We start from the raw sequence: 22,805 nt of genomic DNA on the forward strand, positions 1-22,805 counted from the left end.
TGGAGATGGTAATGCCGGGTGACAACATCAAAATGGTTGTTACCCTGATCCACCCGATCGCGATGGACGACGGTCTGCGTTTCGCAATCCGCGAAGGCGGCCGTACCGTTGGCGCGGGCGTGGTTGCTAAAGTTCTCGGCTAATCGCTGATAACATTTGACGCAATGCGCAATAAAAGGGCATCATTTGATGCCCTTTTTGCACGCTCTCGGCCCAGAACCTGGCTCATCAGTGATTTATTCCACATAATCATTGCTGAGACAGGCTCTGCAGATAGCGTAACTCCGAAGCGCAATGTAAAAAGAGCAATTCGGTCTGGCTTGCCTCGCACGTGCGGGGCAAAAATGTTTGTCTGATTTACTATGACAGGTTGGTTTATGAGTGCGAATACCGAAGCTCAGGGAAGCGGGCGCGGCCTGGAAGTGATGAAGTGGTTGGTTGTCGCTGCGCTGCTGATCGTAGCTATCGTAGGCAACTTTCTTTACCGTGAGGTGACTCTGCCGCTGCGTGCTCTTGCGGTAGTTATTCTTATTGCTGCAGCGGGTGGTGTCGCGCTGTTGACGACAAAAGGTAAAGCTACTGTCGCCTTTGCCCGTGAAGCGAGAACCGAAGTCCGTAAGGTTATTTGGCCGACTCGCCAGGAAACGTTGCACACCACATTAATCGTGGCTGCAGTGACCGCAGTTATGTCACTGATCCTGTGGGGGCTGGATGGTATTCTGGTCCGCCTGGTATCCTTTATCACTGGCCTGAGGTTCTGAGATGTCTGAAGCACCTAAAAAGCGCTGGTACGTCGTTCAGGCGTTTTCCGGTTTTGAAGGCCGCGTAGCAACGTCGCTGCGCGAGCATATCAAATTACACAACATGGAAGAGTTGTTTGGCGAAGTCATGGTTCCTACCGAAGAGGTAGTGGAAATCCGTGGCGGCCAGCGTCGCAAAAGCGAGCGCAAATTCTTTCCCGGTTATGTGTTAGTTCAGATGGTCATGAACGACGCAAGCTGGCACCTGGTGCGTAGCGTACCTCGCGTGATGGGTTTCATCGGCGGTACGTCTGATCGTCCTGCGCCAATCAGCGACAAAGAAGTTGACGCTATCATGAACCGCCTGCAGCAGGTTGGCGACAAACCGCGTCCGAAAACGCTGTTTGAGCCAGGTGAGATGGTTCGTGTTAACGACGGTCCGTTTGCTGATTTCAACGGCGTGGTGGAAGAAGTCGATTACGAGAAGAGCCGCCTGAAAGTGTCGGTTTCTATCTTCGGTCGTGCTACGCCGGTTGAGCTTGATTTCAGCCAGGTAGAAAAAGCGTAAGCTGAGTTCGAAAAAGCAGCGGTTAACCGTTGCACAGGGCGCGAGATTGGAATACAATTTCGCGCCTTTTGTTTTTATGGGGCCAACCCATAAAACATTTTAATCACGGGGAGCCTCGCCGAGGCGCTAGACCCAACTGAGGAAATTTTCATGGCCAAGAAAGTACAAGCCTACGTTAAGCTGCAGGTTGCAGCTGGTATGGCTAACCCGAGCCCGCCGGTCGGTCCGGCTCTGGGTCAGCAGGGTGTTAACATCATGGAATTCTGTAAAGCGTTCAACGCGAAGACGGATTCCATGGAAAAAGGTCTGCCGATTCCGGTTGTTATTACCGTTTACGCTGACCGTTCTTTCACCTTCGTTACCAAAACCCCGCCGGCAGCAGTACTGCTGAAAAAAGCGGCTGGTATCAAGTCTGGTTCCGGTAAGCCGAACAAAGACAAAGTGGGTACCATTACCCGCGCTCAGCTGCAGGAAATCGCACAGACCAAAGCTGCTGACATGACTGGCGCCGACATTGAAGCGATGACTCGCTCCATCGAAGGTACTGCACGTTCCATGGGCCTGGTAGTGGAGGACTAAGAAATGGCTAAACTGACCAAGCGCATGCGTGTGATCCGTGACAAAGTTGATGCGACCAAACAGTACGACATCAACGAAGCCATCACTCTGCTGAAAGAACTGGCTACCGCTAAGTTCGTAGAAAGCGTTGACGTTGCTGTAAACCTCGGCATCGACGCTCGTAAATCTGACCAGAACGTACGTGGTGCGACTGTACTGCCGCACGGTACTGGCCGTTCTGTTCGCGTTGCCGTATTTACCCAGGGCCCGAACGCTGAAGCTGCTAAAGCGGCTGGCGCTGAGCTGGTAGGTATGGAAGATCTGGCTGAGCAGATCAAGAAAGGCGAAATGAACTTTGACGTTGTTATTGCTTCCCCGGATGCAATGCGCGTTGTTGGCCAGCTGGGCCAGGTTCTGGGTCCGCGTGGCCTGATGCCGAACCCGAAAGTTGGTACTGTAACGCCGAACGTTGCTGAAGCGGTTAAAAACGCTAAAGCGGGTCAGGTTCGTTACCGTAACGACAAAAACGGCATCATTCACACCACCATCGGTAAAGTGGATTTCGACGCTGACAAACTGAAAGAAAACCTGGAAGCGCTGCTGGTTGCTCTGAAAAAAGCAAAACCGTCTTCTGCTAAAGGCGTGTACATCAAGAAAGTTAGCCTGTCCACCACCATGGGCGCAGGTGTTGCGGTAGACCAGTCTGGTCTGAGCGCAGCGGCGAACTAATTCGCCTCTTTACGTGGGCGTCGGATTTGTCTACAATCTTACGCCCATTGTTCTGCTAAGCAGAGCACAAAAGATTTTCGGTTGGAGCCTGGCCTTATCCAGGCCTCCGTCCAAGACCGCAGGTGTTTCGTAAGAAGCTTAATTCCCTGCGTAGACGGTGACAGAACCTGAAGAATATTTTTTAAGTAGTCTTTGGCTTGTTTCTGCTCACCGTATTTCGACGCTCTTTCGTATGATTGAGTGAAGTGAGTTCCGGGACGTGTCCCGGCTAAAATCCAGGAGCAAAAGCTAATGGCTTTAAATCTTCAAGACAAACAAGCGATTGTTGCTGAAGTCAGCGAAGTAGCCAAAGGCGCGCTGTCTGCGGTTGTTGCGGATTCCCGTGGCGTAACCGTAGATAAAATGACCGAACTGCGTAAAGCAGGTCGCGAAGCTGGCGTATACATGCGTGTTGTTCGTAACACCCTGCTGCGCCGTGCTGTTGAAGGTACTGCTTTTGAGTGCCTGAAAGACGCGTTCGTTGGTCCGACCCTGATTGCATACTCTATGGAACACCCGGGCGCTGCTGCTCGTCTGTTCAAAGAGTTCGCGAAAGCGAATGCAAAATTTGAGGTTAAAGCCGCTGCCTTTGAAGGTGAGCTGATCCCGGCGTCCCAGATCGATCGCCTGGCAACTCTGCCGACTTACGAAGAAGCAATTGCACGTCTGATGTCGACCATGAAAGAAGCCGCTGCCGGCAAACTGGTTCGTACTCTGGCTGCTGTACGCGACGCAAAAGAAGCTGCTTAATAGCGCTTACTCTCGCAACGCATTTGCTTACGTATAAAACTTATTCTGATATTCAGGAACAATTAAATGTCTATCACTAAAGATCAAATCATTGAAGCAGTATCCGCTATGTCCGTAATGGACGTTGTAGAACTGATCTCTGCAATGGAAGAAAAATTCGGTGTTTCCGCTGCTGCTGCTGTAGCTGTTGCTGCTGCTGGCCCGGCTGAAGCTGCTGAAGAGAAAACTGAATTCGACGTTATTCTGAAAGCCGCTGGCGCTAACAAAGTTGCTGTTATCAAAGCAGTACGTGGCGCGACTGGCCTGGGTCTGAAAGAAGCTAAAGACCTGGTAGAATCTGCTCCGGCCGCTCTGAAAGAAGGCGTGAGCAAAGATGACGCTGAAGCTCTGAAAAAATCTCTGGAAGAAGCTGGCGCTGAAGTTGAAGTTAAATAAGCCAACCCTTCTGGTGGCAGCCTGAGAAATCAGGCTGATGGCTGGTGACTTTTTGGTCACCAGCCTTTTTGCGCTAGGGGACCAGTAGCGTTTCACACTGTTTTACTGCTGGTTACCCGCCAATGCTTGTTTCTATCGACGACTTAATATACTGCGACAGGGTTTCGGCACTGTGTAAATCGCAATGAAATGGTTTAAGCGTGATAGCAACAGGTATTGCGAAAAGTGTTCCACTTTTCGGTCAACAAAATGGTGTTGCATAAACTGTCCCTTCGATGGACAGAGTGGGTCGACTTGTCAGCGAGCTGAGGAACCCTATGGTTTACTCCTATACCGAGAAAAAACGTATTCGTAAGGATTTTGGTAAACGTCCACAAGTTCTGGATGTTCCCTATCTCCTTTCTATCCAGCTTGACTCGTTCCAGAAATTTATCGAGCAAGATCCTGAGGGTCAGTACGGCCTGGAAGCAGCTTTCCGCTCCGTATTCCCGATCCAGAGCTACAGCGGCAATTCGGAACTGCAATACGTCAGCTACCGTCTTGGCGAACCGGTTTTTGATGTTAAAGAATGCCAAATCCGTGGCGTGACCTATTCGGCACCGCTGCGCGTTAAGCTGCGTCTGGTGATCTACGAGCGCGAAGCGCCGGAAGGCACCGTTAAAGACATCAAAGAGCAAGAAGTTTACATGGGCGAAATCCCGCTCATGACCGATAACGGTACCTTTGTCATTAACGGTACTGAGCGTGTTATCGTTTCTCAGCTGCACCGTAGCCCGGGCGTGTTCTTTGACAGCGACAAGGGCAAAACCCACTCCTCTGGTAAGGTGCTGTATAACGCACGCATCATTCCTTACCGTGGCTCCTGGCTGGACTTCGAATTCGATCCGAAAGACAACCTGTTTGTCCGTATCGACCGTCGTCGTAAGCTGCCGGCAACTATCATCCTGCGCGCGCTGGATTACACCACTGAGCAGATCCTTGACCTGTTCTTCGAGAAAGTGGTTTTCGAAATCCGCGACAACAAGCTGCAGATGGAGCTGATTCCGGAGCGTCTGCGTGGTGAAACCGCGTCCTTTGATATCGAAGCAAACGGCAAAATCTACGTAGAAAAAGGCCGTCGTATCACTGCGCGTCATATCCGCCAGCTTGAAAAAGACGAAATCAAACACATCGAAGTTCCGGTTGAATACATCGCCGGTAAAGTCGCTGCGAAAGATTATGTGGATGCTTCCACTGGCGAGCTGATTTGCCCGGCCAACATGGAACTGTCCCTGGATCTGCTGGCGAAACTGAGCCAGTCTGGTCACAAACGTATCGAGACGCTGTTCACCAACGACCTCGACCACGGCCCGTATATTTCTGAGACTGTCCGCGTCGACCCGACCACCGATCGCCTGAGCGCGCTGGTTGAGATCTACCGCATGATGCGTCCTGGCGAGCCGCCGACGCGTGAAGCGGCAGAAAGCCTGTTTGAGAACCTGTTCTTCTCTGAAGACCGTTACGATCTGTCTGCGGTTGGCCGCATGAAGTTCAACCGTTCTCTGCTGCGCGACGAGATCGAAGGTTCCGGTATCCTGAGCAAAGCTGACATCATAGACGTGATGAAGAAGCTCATCGATATCCGTAACGGTAAAGGCGAAGTGGACGATATCGACCACCTCGGCAACCGTCGTATCCGTTCCGTTGGCGAAATGGCGGAAAACCAGTTCCGCGTTGGCCTGGTGCGTGTAGAGCGTGCGGTGAAAGAGCGTCTGTCTCTGGGCGATCTGGATACCCTGATGCCGCAGGATATGATCAACGCCAAGCCTATCTCCGCGGCGGTGAAAGAGTTCTTCGGTTCAAGCCAGCTTTCTCAGTTTATGGACCAGAACAACCCGCTGTCTGAGATCACGCACAAGCGTCGTATCTCTGCACTCGGCCCGGGTGGTCTGACGCGTGAGCGCGCAGGCTTCGAAGTTCGAGACGTACACCCGACCCACTACGGTCGCGTATGTCCTATCGAAACGCCGGAAGGTCCGAACATTGGTCTTATCAACTCCCTGTCCGTGTACGCGCAGACTAACGAGTATGGCTTCCTTGAGACGCCGTACCGTAAAGTGACCGACGGTGTGGTGACTGATGAAATTCATTACCTCTCCGCTATCGAAGAAGGTAACTACGTTATCGCGCAGGCGAACACCAACCTGACCGAAGAAGGCCGCTTCGCCGATGATTTGGTCACTTGCCGCAGCAAAGGCGAATCCAGCCTCTTCAGCGCAGACCAGGTTGACTATATGGACGTTTCCACCCAGCAGGTGGTTTCTGTCGGTGCGTCCCTGATCCCGTTCCTTGAGCACGATGACGCCAACCGTGCATTGATGGGTGCGAACATGCAACGTCAGGCGGTTCCGACCCTGCGCGCTGATAAGCCGCTGGTAGGTACCGGTATGGAACGTGCTGTTGCCGTTGACTCCGGCGTAACCGCCGTGGCCAAACGTGGCGGTATCGTTCAGTACGTGGATGCGTCCCGTATCGTTATCAAAGTTAACGAAGACGAGATGTACCCGGGCGAAGCAGGTATCGACATCTATAACCTGACCAAATACACCCGTTCTAACCAGAACACCTGCATCAACCAGATGCCGTGCGTGTCTCTGAATGAACCGGTTGAGCGCGGCGACGTGCTGGCAGACGGTCCGTCCACCGACCTCGGTGAACTGGCGCTCGGTCAGAACATGCGCGTAGCGTTCATGCCGTGGAACGGCTACAACTTCGAAGACTCCATCCTCGTTTCCGAGCGTGTTGTCCAGGAAGACCGTTTCACCACGATTCACATCCAGGAACTGGCGTGCGTATCTCGTGATACTAAGCTGGGGCCGGAAGAGATCACTGCTGACATCCCGAACGTGGGTGAAGCTGCGCTCTCCAAACTGGATGAATCCGGTATCGTCTACATCGGCGCGGAAGTGACCGGCGGCGACATTCTGGTGGGCAAGGTAACGCCGAAAGGTGAAACCCAGCTGACGCCGGAAGAGAAACTGCTGCGTGCTATCTTCGGTGAGAAAGCGTCTGACGTTAAAGACTCTTCTCTGCGTGTGCCGAACGGCGTTTCCGGTACGGTTATCGACGTTCAGGTCTTTACCCGCGATGGCGTGGAAAAAGACAAACGTGCGCTGGAAATCGAAGAAATGCAGCTCAAGCAGGCCAAAAAAGACCTGTCTGAAGAACTGCAGATCCTCGAAGCCGGTCTGTTCAGCCGTATTCGCGCTGTACTGATCGCAGGCGGCGTTGAAGCTGAGAAGCTCGACAAACTTCCGCGCGACCGCTGGCTGGAACTCGGCCTGACCGACGAAGAGAAACAGAATCAGCTGGAACAGCTGGCTGAGCAGTACGACGAACTGAAGCACGAGTTTGAGAAGAAACTCGAAGCGAAACGCCGCAAAATCACCCAGGGTGACGATCTGGCGCCGGGCGTGCTGAAGATCGTTAAGGTGTATCTGGCCGTTAAACGTCAGATCCAGCCGGGCGATAAGATGGCAGGCCGCCACGGTAACAAAGGTGTTATCTCCAAGATCAACCCGATCGAAGATATGCCTTACGATGAAAACGGCACGCCGGTAGACATCGTACTGAACCCGCTGGGCGTACCGTCTCGTATGAACATCGGTCAGATCCTGGAAACTCACCTGGGTATGGCGGCGAAAGGTATCGGCGATAAGATCAACGCCATGCTGAAGCGTCAGGAAGAAGTCGCGAAACTGCGTGAATTCATCCAGAAAGCTTACGACCTCGGCCAGGATGTTCGTCAGAAAGTTGATCTGAACACCTTCAGCGATGACGAAGTACTGCGTCTGGCTGAAAACCTGCGTAAAGGTATGCCGCTTGCCACGCCGGTATTCGACGGCGCGAAAGAAGCTGAAATTAAAGAGCTGCTGCAGCTGGGCGACCTGCCGACTTCCGGTCAGATCACCCTGTTCGATGGCCGTACTGGTGAACAGTTCGAGCGTCCGGTAACCGTAGGTTACATGTACATGCTGAAACTGAACCACCTGGTTGACGACAAGATGCACGCTCGTTCCACCGGTTCTTACAGCCTGGTTACTCAGCAGCCGCTGGGTGGTAAGGCGCAGTTCGGTGGCCAGCGCTTCGGTGAGATGGAAGTGTGGGCGCTGGAAGCTTACGGCGCCGCCTACACCCTGCAGGAAATGCTTACCGTTAAGTCTGATGACGTGAACGGCCGTACCAAGATGTATAAGAACATCGTGGATGGCAACCATCAGATGGAACCGGGCATGCCGGAATCGTTCAACGTACTGTTGAAAGAGATTCGCTCGCTGGGCATCAACATCGAACTGGAAGACGAGTAATTCTCGCTCAAACAGGTCACTGGCGTCGGGGTAACACCCGACGCCGGAATGTGCTAACTCCGACGGGAGCCAATCCGTGAAAGACTTATTAAAGTTTCTGAAAGCGCAAACTAAAACCGAAGAGTTTGATGCGATCAAAATTGCTCTGGCGTCGCCAGACATGATCCGTTCCTGGTCTTTCGGTGAAGTTAAAAAGCCGGAAACCATTAACTACCGTACCTTCAAACCGGAGCGCGATGGTCTGTTCTGCGCCCGTATCTTTGGGCCGGTAAAAGACTATGAGTGCCTGTGCGGTAAGTACAAGCGCCTGAAACACCGCGGTGTGATTTGTGAGAAGTGCGGCGTTGAAGTGACCCAGACTAAAGTGCGTCGTGAGCGCATGGGCCACATCGAACTGGCTTCCCCGACTGCGCACATCTGGTTCCTGAAATCACTGCCGTCCCGTATCGGCCTGCTGCTGGATATGCCGCTGCGCGATATCGAACGTGTACTGTATTTTGAATCTTACGTAGTTATCGAGGGTGGCATGACCAACCTCGAGCGCAGCCAGATCCTGACTGAAGAGCAGTACCTGGACGCGCTGGAAGAGTTCGGTGACGAGTTCGACGCGAAAATGGGTGCCGAAGCTATTCAGGCTCTGCTGAAAAGCATGGATCTGGAAGCCGAGTGCGAGCAGCTGCGTGAAGAGCTGAACGAAACCAACTCTGAAACCAAGCGTAAAAAGCTGACCAAGCGCATCAAGCTGCTGGAAGCGTTCGTTCAGTCTGGCAACAAGCCGGAGTGGATGATCCTGACCGTGCTGCCGGTACTGCCGCCGGATCTGCGTCCGCTGGTTCCGCTGGATGGTGGTCGTTTCGCAACGTCGGATCTGAACGATCTGTATCGTCGCGTGATCAACCGTAACAACCGTCTGAAACGTCTGCTGGATCTCGCTGCGCCGGACATCATCGTACGCAACGAAAAACGTATGCTGCAGGAAGCGGTAGATGCCCTGCTGGATAACGGTCGTCGCGGTCGTGCGATCACCGGCTCCAACAAGCGTCCGCTGAAATCACTGGCAGACATGATCAAAGGTAAGCAGGGTCGTTTCCGTCAGAACCTGCTCGGTAAGCGCGTGGACTACTCTGGTCGTTCCGTAATTACCGTAGGTCCGTACCTGCGTCTGCACCAGTGCGGCCTGCCGAAGAAAATGGCGCTGGAACTGTTCAAACCGTTCATCTACGGCAAGCTGGAACTGCGTGGCCTCGCGACCACCATCAAAGCCGCCAAGAAAATGGTTGAGCGTGAAGAAGCGGTCGTTTGGGATATCCTGGACGAAGTTATCCGTGAGCACCCGGTACTGCTGAACCGTGCGCCGACCCTGCACCGTCTGGGTATTCAGGCGTTCGAACCGGTACTGATCGAAGGTAAAGCTATCCAGCTGCACCCGCTGGTTTGTGCGGCTTATAACGCCGACTTCGATGGTGACCAGATGGCTGTTCACGTACCGCTGACGCTGGAAGCCCAGCTCGAAGCGCGTGCGCTGATGATGTCTACCAACAACATCCTGTCTCCGGCGAACGGCGAACCAATCATCGTTCCGTCTCAGGACGTTGTACTGGGTCTGTACTACATGACCCGCGACAAGATTAACGCCAAAGGCGAAGGCATGGTGCTGACTGGCCCGAAAGAAGCGGAACGTCTGTACCGCTCAGGCCAGGCTGAACTGCACGCTCGCGTAAAAGTTCGTATCACTGAATACGAAAAAGACGCGAACGGCGAGTTCGTTGCGAAAACCAGCCTGATCGACACCACGGTTGGCCGTGCCATCCTGTGGATGATCGTACCAAAAGGTCTGCCGTTCTCTATCGTGAACCAGCCGCTCGGTAAAAAAGCGATCTCCAAAATGCTGAACACCTGTTACCGCATTCTGGGCCTGAAGCCGACCGTTATTTTTGCTGACCAGACCATGTATACCGGTTTTGCGTATGCAGCACGTTCTGGTGCGTCCGTTGGTATCGACGATATGGTTATCCCGGCGAAAAAAGCCGAGATCATCGCCGAAGCCGAAGCAGAAGTGGCCGAGATCCAGGAGCAGTTCCAGTCTGGTCTGGTTACCGCGGGCGAACGCTATAACAAAGTCATCGATATCTGGGCCGCGGCGAACGATCGCGTATCCAAGGCGATGATGGACAACCTGCAGACCGAAACCGTTATCAACCGTAACGGCGAAGAAGAGCAGCAGGTTTCTTTTAACAGCATCTACATGATGGCCGACTCCGGTGCGCGTGGTTCTGCGGCACAGATTCGTCAGCTGGCGGGTATGCGTGGTCTGATGGCGAAGCCGGATGGCTCCATCATCGAAACGCCGATCACCGCGAACTTCCGTGAAGGTCTGAACGTACTCCAGTACTTCATCTCGACCCACGGTGCTCGTAAAGGTCTGGCGGATACCGCACTGAAAACCGCGAACTCCGGTTACCTGACTCGTCGTCTGGTTGACGTCGCGCAGGATCTGGTTGTGACCGAAGACGATTGCGGCACGCTGGAAGGCATCACCATGACCCCGGTTATCGAGGGTGGCGATGTTAAAGAGCCGCTGCGCGATCGCGTTCTGGGCCGTGTAACGGCAGAAGACGTGCTGAAGCCTGGCACTGCGGACATTCTGGTTGCGCGCAACACGCTCCTCAACGAGCAGTGGTGTGACATCCTGGAAGCTAACTCCGTAGACAGCGTTAAAGTTCGCTCCGTAGTAACCTGTGACACCGATTTCGGCGTCTGTGCGCACTGCTATGGTCGTGACCTCGCGCGTGGCCACATCATCAACAAAGGTGAGGCCATCGGCGTTATCGCAGCACAGTCCATCGGTGAGCCGGGTACTCAGCTGACGATGCGTACGTTCCACATCGGTGGTGCGGCATCTCGTGCGGCTGCTGAATCCAGCATCCAGGTGAAAAACAAAGGTAGCATCCGTCTGAGCAACGCGAAGTCGGTTGTTAACTCCAGCGGTAAGCTGGTTGTTACTTCCCGTAACACCGAGCTGAAACTGATCGACGAATTCGGCCGTACCAAAGAAAGCTATAAAGTGCCTTACGGTGCTGTTATGGCGAAAGGTGACGGCGAGCAGGTCGCAGGCGGCGAAACCGTCGCGAACTGGGATCCGCATACCATGCCGGTTATCACCGAAGTGGCGGGTTACATTCGTTTCACCGACATGATCGACGGCCAGACCATTACTCGTCAGACTGACGAGCTGACCGGTCTGTCTTCGCTGGTGGTTCTGGATTCTGCAGAACGTACTGCGGGCGGTAAAGATCTGCGTCCGGCGCTGAAAATTGTCGACGCTAACGGTAACGACGTTCTGATCCCGGGCACCGACATGCCGGCTCAGTACTTCCTGCCAGGTAAAGCGATTGTTCAGCTGGAAGATGGCGTTCAGATCAGTTCCGGTGACACCCTGGCGCGTATTCCGCAGGAATCCGGCGGTACCAAGGACATCACCGGTGGTCTGCCGCGCGTTGCGGATCTGTTCGAAGCGCGTCGTCCGAAAGAGCCAGCAATCCTTGCTGAAGTGGCGGGTATCGTCTCCTTCGGTAAAGAAACCAAAGGCAAACGTCGTCTGGTTATCACCCCGGTTGACGGCGGTGACGCATACGAAGAGATGATCCCGAAATGGCGTCAGCTCAACGTGTTCGAAGGCGAACGTGTGGAACGTGGTGACGTGATCTCCGATGGTCCGGAAGCGCCGCATGACATTCTGCGTCTGCGTGGCGTTCAGGCGGTGACCCGTTACATCGTTAACGAAGTGCAGGACGTTTACCGTCTGCAGGGCGTTAAGATTAACGATAAGCACATCGAAGTTATCGTTCGTCAGATGCTGCGTAAAGCCACCATCATGGACGCGGGCAGCTCCGAGTTCCTGGAAGGTGAGCAGGTTGAATACTCTCGCGTCAAGATCGCTAACCGCGAACTGGAAGCGAACGGCAAAGTCAGCGCGACTTACATGCGCGACCTGCTGGGTATCACCAAAGCGTCTCTGGCCACCGAGTCCTTCATCTCCGCGGCATCGTTCCAGGAGACCACTCGCGTGCTCACCGAAGCAGCCGTTGCGGGCAAACGCGACGAACTGCGCGGCCTGAAAGAGAACGTTATCGTGGGTCGTCTGATCCCGGCTGGTACCGGTTACGCGTACCACCAGGATCGTATGCGCCGTCGCGCTGCGGGTGAGCTCCCGGCAGCACCGCAGGTGACTGCGGAAGACGCGTCTGCAAGCCTGGCAGAACTGCTGAATGCAGGTCTGGGCGGCAACGACAACGAGTAATCGTTCTTAGCCTGATTAAAAACCCGCTTCGGCGGGTTTTTTTATGTCTGAAATCCACTAAAAAGACCTCGATCGCGTTTCAGGACGCCCGCACACCGCTCCGATGCTACAACTCCGTCACCTGTAAACGGAGAGCATTGCTATGTATCGACGCATTAACTTTATAACCCTGCTGTTGTTAAGCGCCGCCGCGTCAGCGGGCGTCGGCTTTCATCAGTCCACCATCGACTTGCCTGCCACGCGTCCACTGGATGTCGCTGTCTGGTACCCCACTCCTGATAACCGCCCGTCGGAGACAGTGGGCGATAACATCGTTTTTTCGGGCGTTAACGTGCAGCGTGACGCCACCCCTGCACCCGGCGTGCACCCGGTGCTGTTACTCTCACATGGCTTTGGCGGCAACTGGCGCAACCTGAACTGGCTGGCGTATGCGATGGCAGAGCAGGGGTATATCGTTGCTGCGGTGGATCATCCGGGTACCACGACACGTAACAAATCGCCCTCCCAGGCGCAGGCGCTCTGGCAACGCCCGAAAGACGTCACTCGGGTGCTGGATACGCTTATCGCCAGCCCGGAAAAAACCGGGAACCCCGATGAACAGCGAATCGCTGCCGCCGGGCATTCACTGGGCGGATGGACGGTGATGGAACTGGCAGGCGCGCGATTCTCTGCGCCGCGTTTTCTGGCCGATTGTAAAAGTCATCCTGAACTGGGCGGCTGCAAAGTAGCCCATACGCTTGGCATCGATTTACCGGGCGCGCAGAACCGGCTGGCGGAAAGCCAGCGCGACGTGCGAATCAAGGCCGTGGTGTCGTTAGATCTGGGGCTCGCGCGTGGCTTTACGCCACAAAGCCTGGCGCACATAGCGGTGCCGGTACTGGTGATGAGCGCAGGAAGTGACGGTGATGATGTGCCTGCCGCGCTGGAGTCGGGCTATCTGACTCACGGTCTGCCCGGCCAGCTCGCCCGCGCCATTAGCGTGCCTGGTGCGACACACTTTAGCTTCATGCAGCTTTGTAAACCAGGCGCGCAAGCGGTGATAGAAGCGCAGGAGCCGGGAGAAGGGATTGTGTGCAGTGATGGTGCTGGCTTCAGCCGTGAGAAAATCCACCAGCAGCTCACGGGGCAGATAAGCGAGTTTCTGAATCAGGCGCTGCGTTATCAGCCGCCGCGCGGCGATATTCCACCGGGCTCATCCCCACAATCCTCGAAAACTCGCGATTGAAATTGGATTTGGTATTGAAGCCTGACGCGAGCATCACCTCCGTAACGGGTGAAGCGGTCTGGCGCAACAGCTGCTGCGCGTGCGCGATGCGAAAGCTATTAATCCACTGCGAGACGTTACAACCCCGCGTGGCATTCACCGCCCGCGAGATATGACGGGCAGGGGTGCCGGTTTTTCGCGCCAGCAGATCCAGCGTGAGATCAGGGCTCAGATAAAGCGACCGCGCGCGCAGCGTCTCTTCAAGCTGCGCGCAGCGCTGTGCATCCTGAAAGGCATCGCTGGTTTTCTCGCTCGTGTCCGGAACGGTGACGTATGCGGGCGCAGGCTGCTCACGTTTTCTGACGGGTAACACGATGGCGAGGCAGATAAACGGCAGCAATATTATCTGCAACGTGGCTACCAGTACAGGTGCCTGCTCTCCATGAAAAAAGCTGAAGTCTGCCGCGATGGCGATATCGGTCAGTCCGCTAAAGCAGAGAAACGCACCCGCGCCAAAAGCAAGCCTCGCCGCCATCGGCGCATCGCTCAGGCGGCTTTGCGGGAAGGCATCCGATCCTTTGCGAGCAATGCGCAGCAGGGCGATACCATAACCGAGATAAAGTGCGGCGAGCGCAACATCTGTTGCTGCAGGAAACATCAGGTTAACGATAAGCGCCACCACGGCGGGCGCAGATATTATGATCTTTCGCCGTAACGACTGAGGTGAGAGGCGTTCACTACAACAGCGCCAGGCGAGCGGCGGCAGGGCGATGGCAGCCAGCGATTGCAGCTGGCGTAAGGCCTGGAAATCGAACGACCAGCGCAGCGCGGAGATAATCACCAGCAGCGCGCATCCGGCGAGAAACATCGTTGCCCGACGATAATGACCGCTACCAGATAACGAGACTTTCGCCAGCAGCATTAAAAGAATGGCAAGGGTAAAAACCGGAACGGGAACCGAGGGCATGGCAAAAACCTGTCTTATCATTAACGGGCCTGACGGCACATAAGAACATCGTTGTGCCATAAAGCGTGTATAAAAGACACCGCCCGGTTTAGCGGCTTGCAAACAGACTTGCGTCATGGATATAAAAATGCCCGGCAGCACCGGGCATGATTGCGATATGAGGCGCGTCGCAAAGCGTTATTTTACCAGCGGCAGGCGGCGGTAAAGCTCTATCAGATCGCCCGCCAGATCCTGAATGACCATCGCGTTCATCAGATGGTCCTGGGAGTGAACGGTAATGAGATTGACCGGCAGTTTACCGCTGCCTTCGTCGAGCCCGATAAGCTGCGTCTGGATTTTATGCGCATGCTTCACGAATTCGTGCGACTCTTCCATCGCTTTTTCGGCCCCTTCGAAATCGCCTTTACGGGCCAGTTGCAGCGCCGTCAGCGCCTGGCTGCGCGCGCTACCGGCGTTAACCAGCAGCTCCATGATAATCGACTCTAAATCTTCCATGTCCTTATTGCTCCAGCATCTTGAGGGCTTTATCCAGCACCACGTCGCCTTTCATCATGCCGTAATCCATCATGTCGATAACGGCGACTTTTTTACCCAGCGGATCGGCAATTTCCTGAAACTTGGGCTGTTCATATTTGACCTGCGGGCCAAGCAGTACGATGTCGGCGGTGCCGATAATATCTTTAAACTCCGCGACCGGAACGGCCTTAATATCCACCTCGACGCCTTTTTTCTGGGCAGCGTCTTTCATCCGTTGAACCAGCATGCTGGTGGACATACCTGCGGCACAGCATAAAACGATATTTTTCATAATCCGCTCTCTGTGACTGTTGTTTCCTTGATATTTATCCCCCACCTCCTGTCCCAACAACCGCTTTGATGTGATTGTGTGTTACCCATCACAAAGAAAGACTCAAAAACGGAAACCGGTTACCAAAGCCCGTTTCTTTTGCAGTCAGGCAAAAGTCAGGAGGCGGGGCGGCAGAGAGAGAGCATCAGGAACCGCCCCGGCCAGCCATCCCGGGCTGGCAGGCGCAGAGTAAAACCGCAGGCGTTTTCCCTCAACGCGCAACTCTCCGTTTTGCGTAATATGCCGAAAGATATCGCCTGGTTTGCGTTTGGTTTCAGGCGTTTTGCGCGCCTCTTCCCAGATATCCGTCCCAGTCTTTCCACACCGGTTGCAGTCCGCGCTGTATCAGACTGGCCGCAACCGCTTCCGGGCGACGTCCGTCATGTGGCGCAAACTGCTCCAGTTCGGTATGTCCGTCGGCATAGCCACCCGGTTGGGTGCGCGAAAAGGCGCTGACGGCGTTGATCGCAATCGGCACCACGTTATCGCGAAAATGCGGCGATTCGCGGGTAGAAAGCGACAGCTCGGCTTCGGGCGCAAACAGGCGAAAGGCGCAGATGAGCTGTACCAGCTGGCGTTCATCCATCACGGAAGCTGGCTGAATTCCGCCTGCACAGGGCCGCAGGCGCGGGAACGCCACAGAGTAGCGGCTCTGCCAGTAACGCTGTTGCAGCCAGAGCAAGTGCTCCGCCACCATATAGTTATCGGTGCGCCAGCAGTCAGACAGGCCGGTGAGCGCGCCAAGCCCGATACGGTCAATGCCCGCGCGCCCGAGCCGGTCCGGCGTCTCCAGCCGCCAGAAGAAATCCTGCTTGTTGCCGCGCAGGTGGTGGCGGGCGTAGACCGCTTCATGATACGTCTCCTGATAGACCAGTACGCCGTCAAGCCCGAGCGCTTTCAGTTCGGCATATTCCGCCTGCGCGAGCGGCTGCACTTCCATTTGCAGCGACGCAAACTGGCGGCGAATCGCCGGAAGGTGACGGCGGAAATAGTCCATGCCCACTTTATTCTGGTGCTCACCTGTCACCAGCAGCAGGTGCTCAAACCCGAGCGCTTTAATGGCGGCGCATTCGCGTGCAATTTCCTCTTCATCCAGCGTTTTACGCTTGAGCCGGTTGCTCATTGAGAAACCGCAGTAGGTGCATTCGTTGGCACAAAGATTGGAAAGATAGAGCGGCACATAAAAGCTGACGGTGTTGCCAAAGCGCTGGCGGGTGAACTGCTGCGCCCGCTGCGCCAGCGGTTCGAGATAATCCAGCGCGGCCGGGGAGAGCAGCGCCATCATATCTTCCCGGTCAGGATGCGCAGCGGCGAGCGCCCGCTCGACATCGCGTGCGGTTTTGCTGTGAATGCGCAGCCGGATGTCGTCCCAGTTCAGCGTATGCCAGCGGTCGGTAAAGGTGTTCATGCCTGCGCCTCCAGAAAACCGGTGAGCGGGCTGGTGGCCTGCGCCTGAAACACGCGCGCGCCGAGCCCGGCTTCAAACCCGGTACGTCCCGCCTCAACGGCCTGGCGGAACGCGCGCGCCATCGCGACCGGGTCGCGCGCCACGGCAATCGCCGTGTTTACCAGCACCGCATCGGCCCCCATCTCCAGCGCCTCGGCGGCATGGCTTGGCGCGCCGATGCCCGCATCCACCACCACCGGCACGCTCGCCTGGGCGATGATGATTTCCAGCAGCGCCCGCGTCTGTAGCCCCTGATTGGAGCCAATCGGCGCGCCAAGCGGCATAACTGCCGCGCAGCCCGCTTCTTCAAGGCGCTTGCAGAGCACCGGATCCGCGCCGCAATAGGGCAGCACCACAAACCCCTGCGCGACCAGTTTTTCCGCCGCCCGCAGCGTTTCTATCGGGTCCGGCAGCAGCCAGCGGGCGTCCGGGTGGATCTCCAGTTTGATCCAGTGCGTACCCAGCGCCTCGCGGGCGAGCTGCGCGGCGAAGACGGCCTCTTCGGCGGTTTTCGCGCCGGACGTGTTTGGCAACAACGCCACGCCGGATGCCTGCAACGGCGCCAGCAGCGCATCATCACGACGCAGCAGATCCACACGCTTCATGGCGAGTGTCGCCATCTCGCTGCCGCTCTCGCGTATCGCCTCGAGCATCAGCGATGATGACGCGAATTTACCGGTGCCGGTAAACAGGCGTGATTGAAAAGTTTTATCCGCGATTCGTAACATCTCAGCCTCCTGCGATAACCTGAAACAGCAGCAGGCTGTCGCCTTCCTGCAGGGTGTAGTCGGGCCACTGACTGCGCGGGAGAATAGTCTGATTGACCGCGAGCGCCGTACCGGGCCTGTCGAGTTTTAACTGCGCCAGCAGTTGCGCCGCGCTTACTCCCTCGACGCACTGCATGGCTTCATCGTTGAGTTCAATGCGCATGTTTGCCTCCGCAAACCGGGCAGTCTGCCGCACGCTGGAGCGTCAGGGTGCGCCACTGGCTGGCGCGGGCGTCGAAGAGGCACAGCTCGTCGTGCTCTTGCGTGATGCCGCACAATAGCTTGATAGCCTCCAGCGCCTGTAGCGTGCCCATCATCCCTACCACCGGGCCGAGCACGCCGGCGGTGCGGCAGTTGCGCTCAGGCTCGCTGTCGTCCGGCCACAGGCAGCGGTAGCAGCCATAATCAAAAGGTGGCGTAAAGGTGGCGATTTGCCCGCCCATGCCGACCGCGCTGGCGGTGATAAGCGGTGTGCCAAGCGCCACGCAGGCGGCGTTGATGGCCTGGCGTGTAGTCATGTTATCGCTGCAATCCAGCACCAGATCGACGCTTGCCACCGCTTCGCGCAGCGTGTCGCCTTCCAGCCGTTTATTCAGCGCCACGCTGTTGATGGCCGGGTTGAGCGCCTGTAAACGACGCGCCGCCACGCGCGATTTCGGCTGTTCGATATCACTGACGTTAAACAGGATTTGCCGCTGCAGATTGCTGAGGTGCACCGCGTCGTCATCGGCAAGCCACAGCGTGCCCACGCCTGCGCCTGCCAGATAGAGCGCGGCGGGCGAGCCGAGACCGCCGAGGCCGACAAGCAACACGCGGCTTGCCAGCAGTTTTTGCTGGCCGTCGATGGCGATATCCTCCAGCAGCAACTGGCGGCTGTAGCGCATAAAATCGGCGTCATTCATCGCCCACCCCCGCCAGTTCAAGTAACCGTTGCGTGGCACCGCGCCAGTCGGGTGCCTGGGTGATAGCGCTCACCACCGCGATACTGCCGACGCCGGTTTCCAGCACCGCAGGCGCGCGCTCAAGGCTGATGCCGCCGATGGCGACCGTCGGATAGTCGCCGAGCCTTTTTACATGCGCGGCCAGTTGTGCAAGCCCTTGTGGCGCGGAGGGCATCTGTTTAGTCTGCGTGGGAAAAACATGGCCGAGCGCGATATAAGAAGGGCGCACCGCCAATGCCACGTCGATTTCCATATCATCATGCGTGGAGACGCCAAGCCGCAGGCCAGCGCGGCGGATGGCGTCGGGGTCGGCCGTTTCCAGATCTTCCTGCCCAAGATGAACGCCATAGGCCTGATGTTTTATCGCGAGACGCCAGTAGTCGTTGATAAACAGCCGGGCGTGGTAGCGCTGACCGAGCGCAATGGCGGCGGCGATATCGGTTTCCACCTCGGCATCGGTTTTATCTTTAATGCGCAGCTGCAGCGTGCGCACGCCAGCGTCAAGTAAACGTGTGACCCACTCAACGCTATCCACAACCGGATAGAGCCCGAGACGGTGCGGGACGGGCGCGAACAAAGGCGTCATCACTCCACCTCCTCCTGGCGCAGATAAATATCGCCGCCGCGCGCCTGAAAGCGGTGGGACATCTCCGTCATACCCGCGTCGATGGCCTGCTTCGCGGCGTAGTCGCGCACCTCCTGGGTGATTTTCATCGAACAGAATTTCGGGCCGCACATGGAGCAGAAATGTGCGACTTTGCCGGATTCCTGGGGCAGCGTTTCGTCGTGGTACGCGCGGGCGGTGAACGGGTCGAGCGCCAGATTGAACTGATCTTCCCAGCGGAATTCAAAGCGCGCTTTGGACATGGCGTTGTCGCGGATCTGCGCGCCCGGATGCCCTTTAGCGAGATCGGCGGCGTGGGCGGCAATTTTGTAGGTGATGAGCCCCTGCTTCACATCTTCTTTATTCGGCAGGCCGAGGTGTTCTTTTGGCGTCACGTAGCAGAGCATCGCGCAGCCGAACCAGCCAATCATCGCCGCGCCGATCCCGGAGGTGAAGTGATCGTAGCCGGGCGCGATATCAGTCGTGAGAGGCCCGAGCGTGTAGAAGGGCGCTTCGTGGCAGTGCTCCAGCTCTTCGGTCATATTGCGGCGGATCATCTGCATCGGCACGTGGCCGGGGCCTTCGATCATGACCTGGACGTCATATTCCCACGCGATTTTCGTCAGTTCGCCGAGCGTGTGGAGTTCGGCGAATTGCGCCTCGTCGTTGGCGTCCTGAATGGAGCCGGGGCGCAGACCGTCGCCGAGCGACAGCGAGACGTCATAGGCGGCGCAGATTTCGCAGATCTCGCGGAAATGTTCGTAGAGGAAGTTTTCACGATGATGCGACAGGCACCATTTCGCCATGATCGAACCGCCACGCGAGACGATGCCCGTCAGACGGCCTGCGGTCATCGGCACATAGCGCAGCAGCACGCCCGCGTGAATGGTGAAGTAATCGACGCCCTGTTCGGCCTGCTCAAGCAGCGTGTCGCGGAACATCTCCCAGCTCAGATCTTCGGCGATCCCGTTGGCCTTCTCCAGCGCCTGGTAGATCGGTACCGTACCGATCGGCACCGGGCTGTTGCGCAGGATCCATTCGCGGGTTTCGTGGATATAGCGCCCGGTGGAGAGATCCATCACCGTGTCCGCGCCCCAGCGGGTTGCCCAGACCAGTTTTTCGACTTCCTCTTCGATAGACGACGTCACCGCCGAGTTGCCGATATTGGCGTTGACCTTTACCAGGAAGTTACGGCCGATAATCATCGGCTCCGATTCCGGGTGATTGATGTTGGCAGGAATGATGGCGCGCCCGGCGGCCACTTCGTCACGCACGAACTCCGGCGTGATGTTCTCCGGCAGGCGCGCGCCAAAGCCGTGGCCCGGATGCTGCTGGCGCAGTACCGCCGTGCGAATGCGCTCGCGGCCCATGTTTTCACGGATGGCGATAAATTCCATCTCCGGCGTCACGATACCCTGGCGCGCGTAGTGCAACTGGGTGACGCGCTTGCCCGCCTTTGCGCGCTTTGGCGTCAGCAGCCCGCGAAAGCGCAACTCATCCAGACCGTCGTCGGCGAGCCGCTCGCGGGTATACGCGGAGCTGAGGGAATTGAGGGTTTCGGTATCGTTACGCGCGTCTATCCAGGCGCTGCGCAGTTTAGCCAGCCCTACGCGAACGTCGATGCGCACCGCCGGATCGCCGTAAGGGCCGGAGGTGTCATACACCGGCACCGGCTCGTTAGGCTCATAGCGCGGGTTCTCTTTGCTGCCGCCTGCAAGCGTCGGGCTCAGGCGGATTTCGCGCATCGGCACGCGGATATCTTCACGCGAACCGGTGAGATAGATGCGGTGAGAGTTGGGAAAAGCGGTGCCTTCCAGCGTGTCGATAAAGTGTTGGGCGGCGGCGCGCTGTTCGCGGCGGCCTGGTTTTTTTGATACAGACATAGCGCATTCCAGTTAACGGTCAGGAAGTGGCTTGTCAGAACAACGGAGGAGTAATGGCGTGCGCCCGGGCACCCTTAACAGGGCATCAGGGCGAAACGACACCCTGAGCGGGGCAAAATGGAATTACTCTTGTTCCCTTCGCAGGTATTAACCTGATCAGGTTCCGCGGATCCCGAATTAACGGTCTCAGCCCGTGCTGTCGCACTGGGCACTCCGACAAGATAAACCCCGCTAAAATCGCGGGGACATATTTAAACTACTCGTTAATACAGCCGAACTCAAGCCGGTTTGGCGAGGCCGGTTTCGTCATTGGCGCTTTCGCCGAGGTTGTTGTCAAAAGCCAGCATAATGAGCTTATCTTCCAGCGCGAAGCGGGCGGCGAGCGCCTCGCCAATGCCGGAAAGCGCTTCCTGAAACTCCAGGCAGTTATCGTGGTCGATAGCGCTTTCCAGATGTGTGTCGTAGAAATCCATGATTTGCTGGGTGTTGGATTCCAGCTGAGGATAGATTTGCGTGGCGGCGACCAGCGGGCTGGTGCCTTCCATTTCGCTGATGACGCGCTCATAAATATTGAAATGTCCGGCGGAGAGGTAATCCACCAGGCAGTGACAGAAATCGTCCAGCGCCTGTTCATCAAGCGCAGTCATCGGCTCCTTGCCGGGTTTGATGCCGACCATCTTGTAATAGGTGACTAACAGATGGTTGCGGGCAGCAAGCCAACGATCAACTAACTCATTACTCCCACCAACGCGTTCCGTCAGACTTTTTAGCTGGTTTAGCATGATCGACTCCATGAGATATAAGATGTAAAAACGCAAATGACCCAAAATATGTAAGAACAATGTTAATAACGTGCCAGTGAAGCAGAGGTAGTGCAATCAATTATGGAACGTACACTAGAAAATTTAGACCATGGCTGGTGGATAGTCAGCCATGAACAGAAATTATGGCTGCCAAAAGCAGAATTACCTTACGGCCGGGCCGCGGATTTTGGTCTGACGGGCGAAAAGGCGCTGCAAATTGGTCTCTGGGAGGACGCGCCGGTCTGGCTGGTTCTGCAAAAGCGCGAAAAAGACATGGCCTCGGTGCGACAGCTTATCGACCAGGACGCCGGGCTGTTTCAACTGGCGGGGCGGGGCGTACAGCTTGCCGAGTTTTACCGCTCGCACAAATATTGTGGCTACTGCGGCCATGAGATGCACCCGAGCAAAACCGAGTGGGCGATGCTCTGCGGCCACTGCCGCGAGCGCTACTACCCGCAGATAGCGCCGTGCATCATCGTGGCTATCCGGCGTGACGATAAAATCCTGCTGGCGCAGCATACGCGACACCGCAACGGCGTTTATACCGTGCTGGCCGGGTTTGTTGAAGTGGGCGAAACGCTGGAGCAGGCGGTAGCGCGTGAGGTTATGGAAGAGAGCAATATCCGCATCAAAAACCTGCGCTATGTAACTTCGCAGCCCTGGCCGTTCCCGCAATCGCTGATGACCGCGTTTACGGCGGATTATGACAGCGGTGAAATCCAGATAGACACCAAAGAACTCATCGACGCGGGCTGGTATCGCTACGACCAGTTGCCGCTGCTGCCAGCGCCAGGCACCGTGGCTCGCCGCCTGATAGAAGATACGGTGGCGCGCTGCCGGGCAGACGATGAATGACGTGATACAATAGCGGCCTGTC

20 protein-coding genes, 1 pseudogene and 1 riboswitch are annotated in these 22,805 nt (G+C 56.4%); of the genes and pseudogenes, 11 read left to right on the forward strand and 10 right to left on the reverse strand.

The features are described 5' to 3' along the window. The 10 genes and pseudogenes from tuf to G6041_RS00375 form a co-directional block, all read left to right on the forward strand. Window positions 1-143, forward strand: a pseudogene (tuf, locus tag G6041_RS00330) (elongation factor Tu); the annotation flags it as partial. A 234-nt stretch (window positions 144-377) separates the two neighbouring features. Beyond that, on the forward strand, window positions 378-761 hold the full coding sequence (gene secE / locus G6041_RS00335) for a preprotein translocase subunit SecE (protein WP_004387083.1): 384 nt from the start codon (window positions 378-380) through the stop codon (window positions 759-761). Between the two features lies 1 nt (window position 762). Continuing rightward, entirely contained in the window at window positions 763-1,308 is a 546-nt protein-coding gene (nusG, locus tag G6041_RS00340; RefSeq protein ID WP_001287521.1) for a transcription termination/antitermination protein NusG, read from the forward strand. A gap of 150 nt (window positions 1,309-1,458) precedes the next feature. Continuing rightward, complete coding sequence (gene rplK, locus G6041_RS00345) at window positions 1,459-1,887, forward strand: 50S ribosomal protein L11 (RefSeq protein WP_004387082.1); 429 nt, start codon at window positions 1,459-1,461, stop codon at window positions 1,885-1,887. 3 nt (window positions 1,888-1,890) lie between these two features. Continuing rightward, a complete protein-coding gene (gene rplA / locus G6041_RS00350) occupies window positions 1,891-2,595 on the forward strand; it encodes a 50S ribosomal protein L1 (RefSeq protein ID WP_004387081.1) in 705 nt (234 codons plus the stop codon). Between the two features lie 291 nt (window positions 2,596-2,886). Then, window positions 2,887-3,384: a 50S ribosomal protein L10 gene (rplJ, locus tag G6041_RS00355; RefSeq protein WP_004387080.1), complete on the forward strand. Its 498-nt coding sequence runs from the start codon at window positions 2,887-2,889 to the stop codon at window positions 3,382-3,384. 66 nt (window positions 3,385-3,450) lie between these two features. Next, complete coding sequence (gene rplL / locus G6041_RS00360) at window positions 3,451-3,819, forward strand: 50S ribosomal protein L7/L12 (protein WP_004387079.1); 369 nt, start codon at window positions 3,451-3,453, stop codon at window positions 3,817-3,819. Between the two features lie 317 nt (window positions 3,820-4,136). After that, a complete protein-coding gene (rpoB, locus tag G6041_RS00365) occupies window positions 4,137-8,165 on the forward strand; it encodes a DNA-directed RNA polymerase subunit beta (RefSeq protein WP_004387078.1) in 4,029 nt (1,342 codons plus the stop codon). A 76-nt stretch (window positions 8,166-8,241) separates the two neighbouring features. After that, the gene (gene rpoC, locus G6041_RS00370) at window positions 8,242-12,465 is read left to right on the forward strand and encodes a DNA-directed RNA polymerase subunit beta' (RefSeq protein ID WP_012126016.1); all 4,224 of its coding nucleotides are present in this window, start codon (window positions 8,242-8,244) and stop codon (window positions 12,463-12,465) included. Window positions 12,466-12,607: 142 nt separating this feature from the next. Further along, entirely contained in the window at window positions 12,608-13,690 is a 1,083-nt protein-coding gene (locus G6041_RS00375) for an alpha/beta hydrolase family protein (protein ID WP_012126015.1), read from the forward strand. Here G6041_RS00375 and G6041_RS00380 read toward each other — a convergent pair. The 10 genes from G6041_RS00380 to G6041_RS00425 all read right to left on the reverse strand — a co-directional run bounded on the left by G6041_RS00380 (window position 13,584) and on the right by G6041_RS00425 (window position 21,907). Further along, on the reverse strand, window positions 13,584-14,636 hold the full coding sequence (locus G6041_RS00380; RefSeq protein ID WP_041460622.1) for a helix-turn-helix domain-containing protein: 1,053 nt from the start codon (window positions 14,634-14,636) through the stop codon (window positions 13,584-13,586). The genes G6041_RS00375 and G6041_RS00380 overlap by 107 nt on opposite strands. 177 nt (window positions 14,637-14,813) lie before the next feature. Further along, the gene (locus G6041_RS00385; protein WP_004388110.1) at window positions 14,814-15,131 is read right to left on the reverse strand and encodes a PTS lactose/cellobiose transporter subunit IIA; all 318 of its coding nucleotides are present in this window, start codon (window positions 15,129-15,131) and stop codon (window positions 14,814-14,816) included. A 4-nt stretch (window positions 15,132-15,135) separates the two neighbouring features. Then, window positions 15,136-15,444: a PTS sugar transporter subunit IIB gene (locus G6041_RS00390; protein WP_004388109.1), complete on the reverse strand. Its 309-nt coding sequence runs from the start codon at window positions 15,442-15,444 to the stop codon at window positions 15,136-15,138. Between the two features lie 313 nt (window positions 15,445-15,757). Further along, window positions 15,758-16,891, reverse strand: coding sequence for a 2-iminoacetate synthase ThiH (gene thiH, locus G6041_RS00395; RefSeq protein WP_012126012.1), 1,134 nt, complete (start codon window positions 16,889-16,891; stop codon window positions 15,758-15,760). After that, on the reverse strand, window positions 16,888-17,658 hold the full coding sequence (gene thiG, locus G6041_RS00400) for a thiazole synthase (RefSeq protein WP_012126011.1): 771 nt from the start codon (window positions 17,656-17,658) through the stop codon (window positions 16,888-16,890). Before thiG ends, thiH begins: the two co-directional genes overlap by 4 nt. A 1-nt stretch (window position 17,659) precedes the next feature. Beyond that, window positions 17,660-17,860 carry a sulfur carrier protein ThiS gene (thiS, locus tag G6041_RS00405; protein ID WP_004388106.1) on the reverse strand — a complete coding sequence of 67 codons (201 nt, stop codon included), beginning with the start codon at window positions 17,858-17,860 and terminating at the stop codon, window positions 17,660-17,662. After that, window positions 17,850-18,599 (reverse strand): HesA/MoeB/ThiF family protein, encoded by a 750-nt coding sequence (locus G6041_RS00410; RefSeq protein WP_012126010.1) that lies wholly within the window; start codon window positions 18,597-18,599, stop codon window positions 17,850-17,852. Before G6041_RS00410 ends, thiS begins: the two co-directional genes overlap by 11 nt. Continuing rightward, window positions 18,592-19,224 (reverse strand): thiamine phosphate synthase, encoded by a 633-nt coding sequence (gene thiE / locus G6041_RS00415; protein WP_012126009.1) that lies wholly within the window; start codon window positions 19,222-19,224, stop codon window positions 18,592-18,594. The genes G6041_RS00410 and thiE overlap by 8 nt, the downstream gene beginning before the upstream one ends. After that, on the reverse strand, window positions 19,224-21,125 hold the full coding sequence (gene thiC / locus G6041_RS00420) for a phosphomethylpyrimidine synthase ThiC (protein ID WP_012126008.1): 1,902 nt from the start codon (window positions 21,123-21,125) through the stop codon (window positions 19,224-19,226). The genes thiE and thiC overlap by 1 nt, the downstream gene beginning before the upstream one ends. 116 nt (window positions 21,126-21,241) lie before the next feature. Then, a riboswitch (TPP riboswitch) is annotated at window positions 21,242-21,351 on the reverse strand. 52 nt (window positions 21,352-21,403) lie between these two features. Then, the gene (locus G6041_RS00425; RefSeq protein WP_007780257.1) at window positions 21,404-21,907 is read right to left on the reverse strand and encodes an Rsd/AlgQ family anti-sigma factor; all 504 of its coding nucleotides are present in this window, start codon (window positions 21,905-21,907) and stop codon (window positions 21,404-21,406) included. 102 nt (window positions 21,908-22,009) lie between these two features. Here G6041_RS00425 and nudC point away from each other — a divergent pair, with 102 nt between their 5' ends. Continuing rightward, a complete protein-coding gene (nudC, locus tag G6041_RS00430; protein WP_004388101.1) occupies window positions 22,010-22,783 on the forward strand; it encodes an NAD(+) diphosphatase in 774 nt (257 codons plus the stop codon). Window positions 22,784-22,805: the final 22 nt, after the last annotated feature.

It is taken from the genome of Cronobacter sp. HA18003 (assembly GCF_011605905.1).
Taxonomy (GTDB): Bacteria; Pseudomonadota; Gammaproteobacteria; order Enterobacterales; family Enterobacteriaceae; genus Cronobacter; species Cronobacter sakazakii.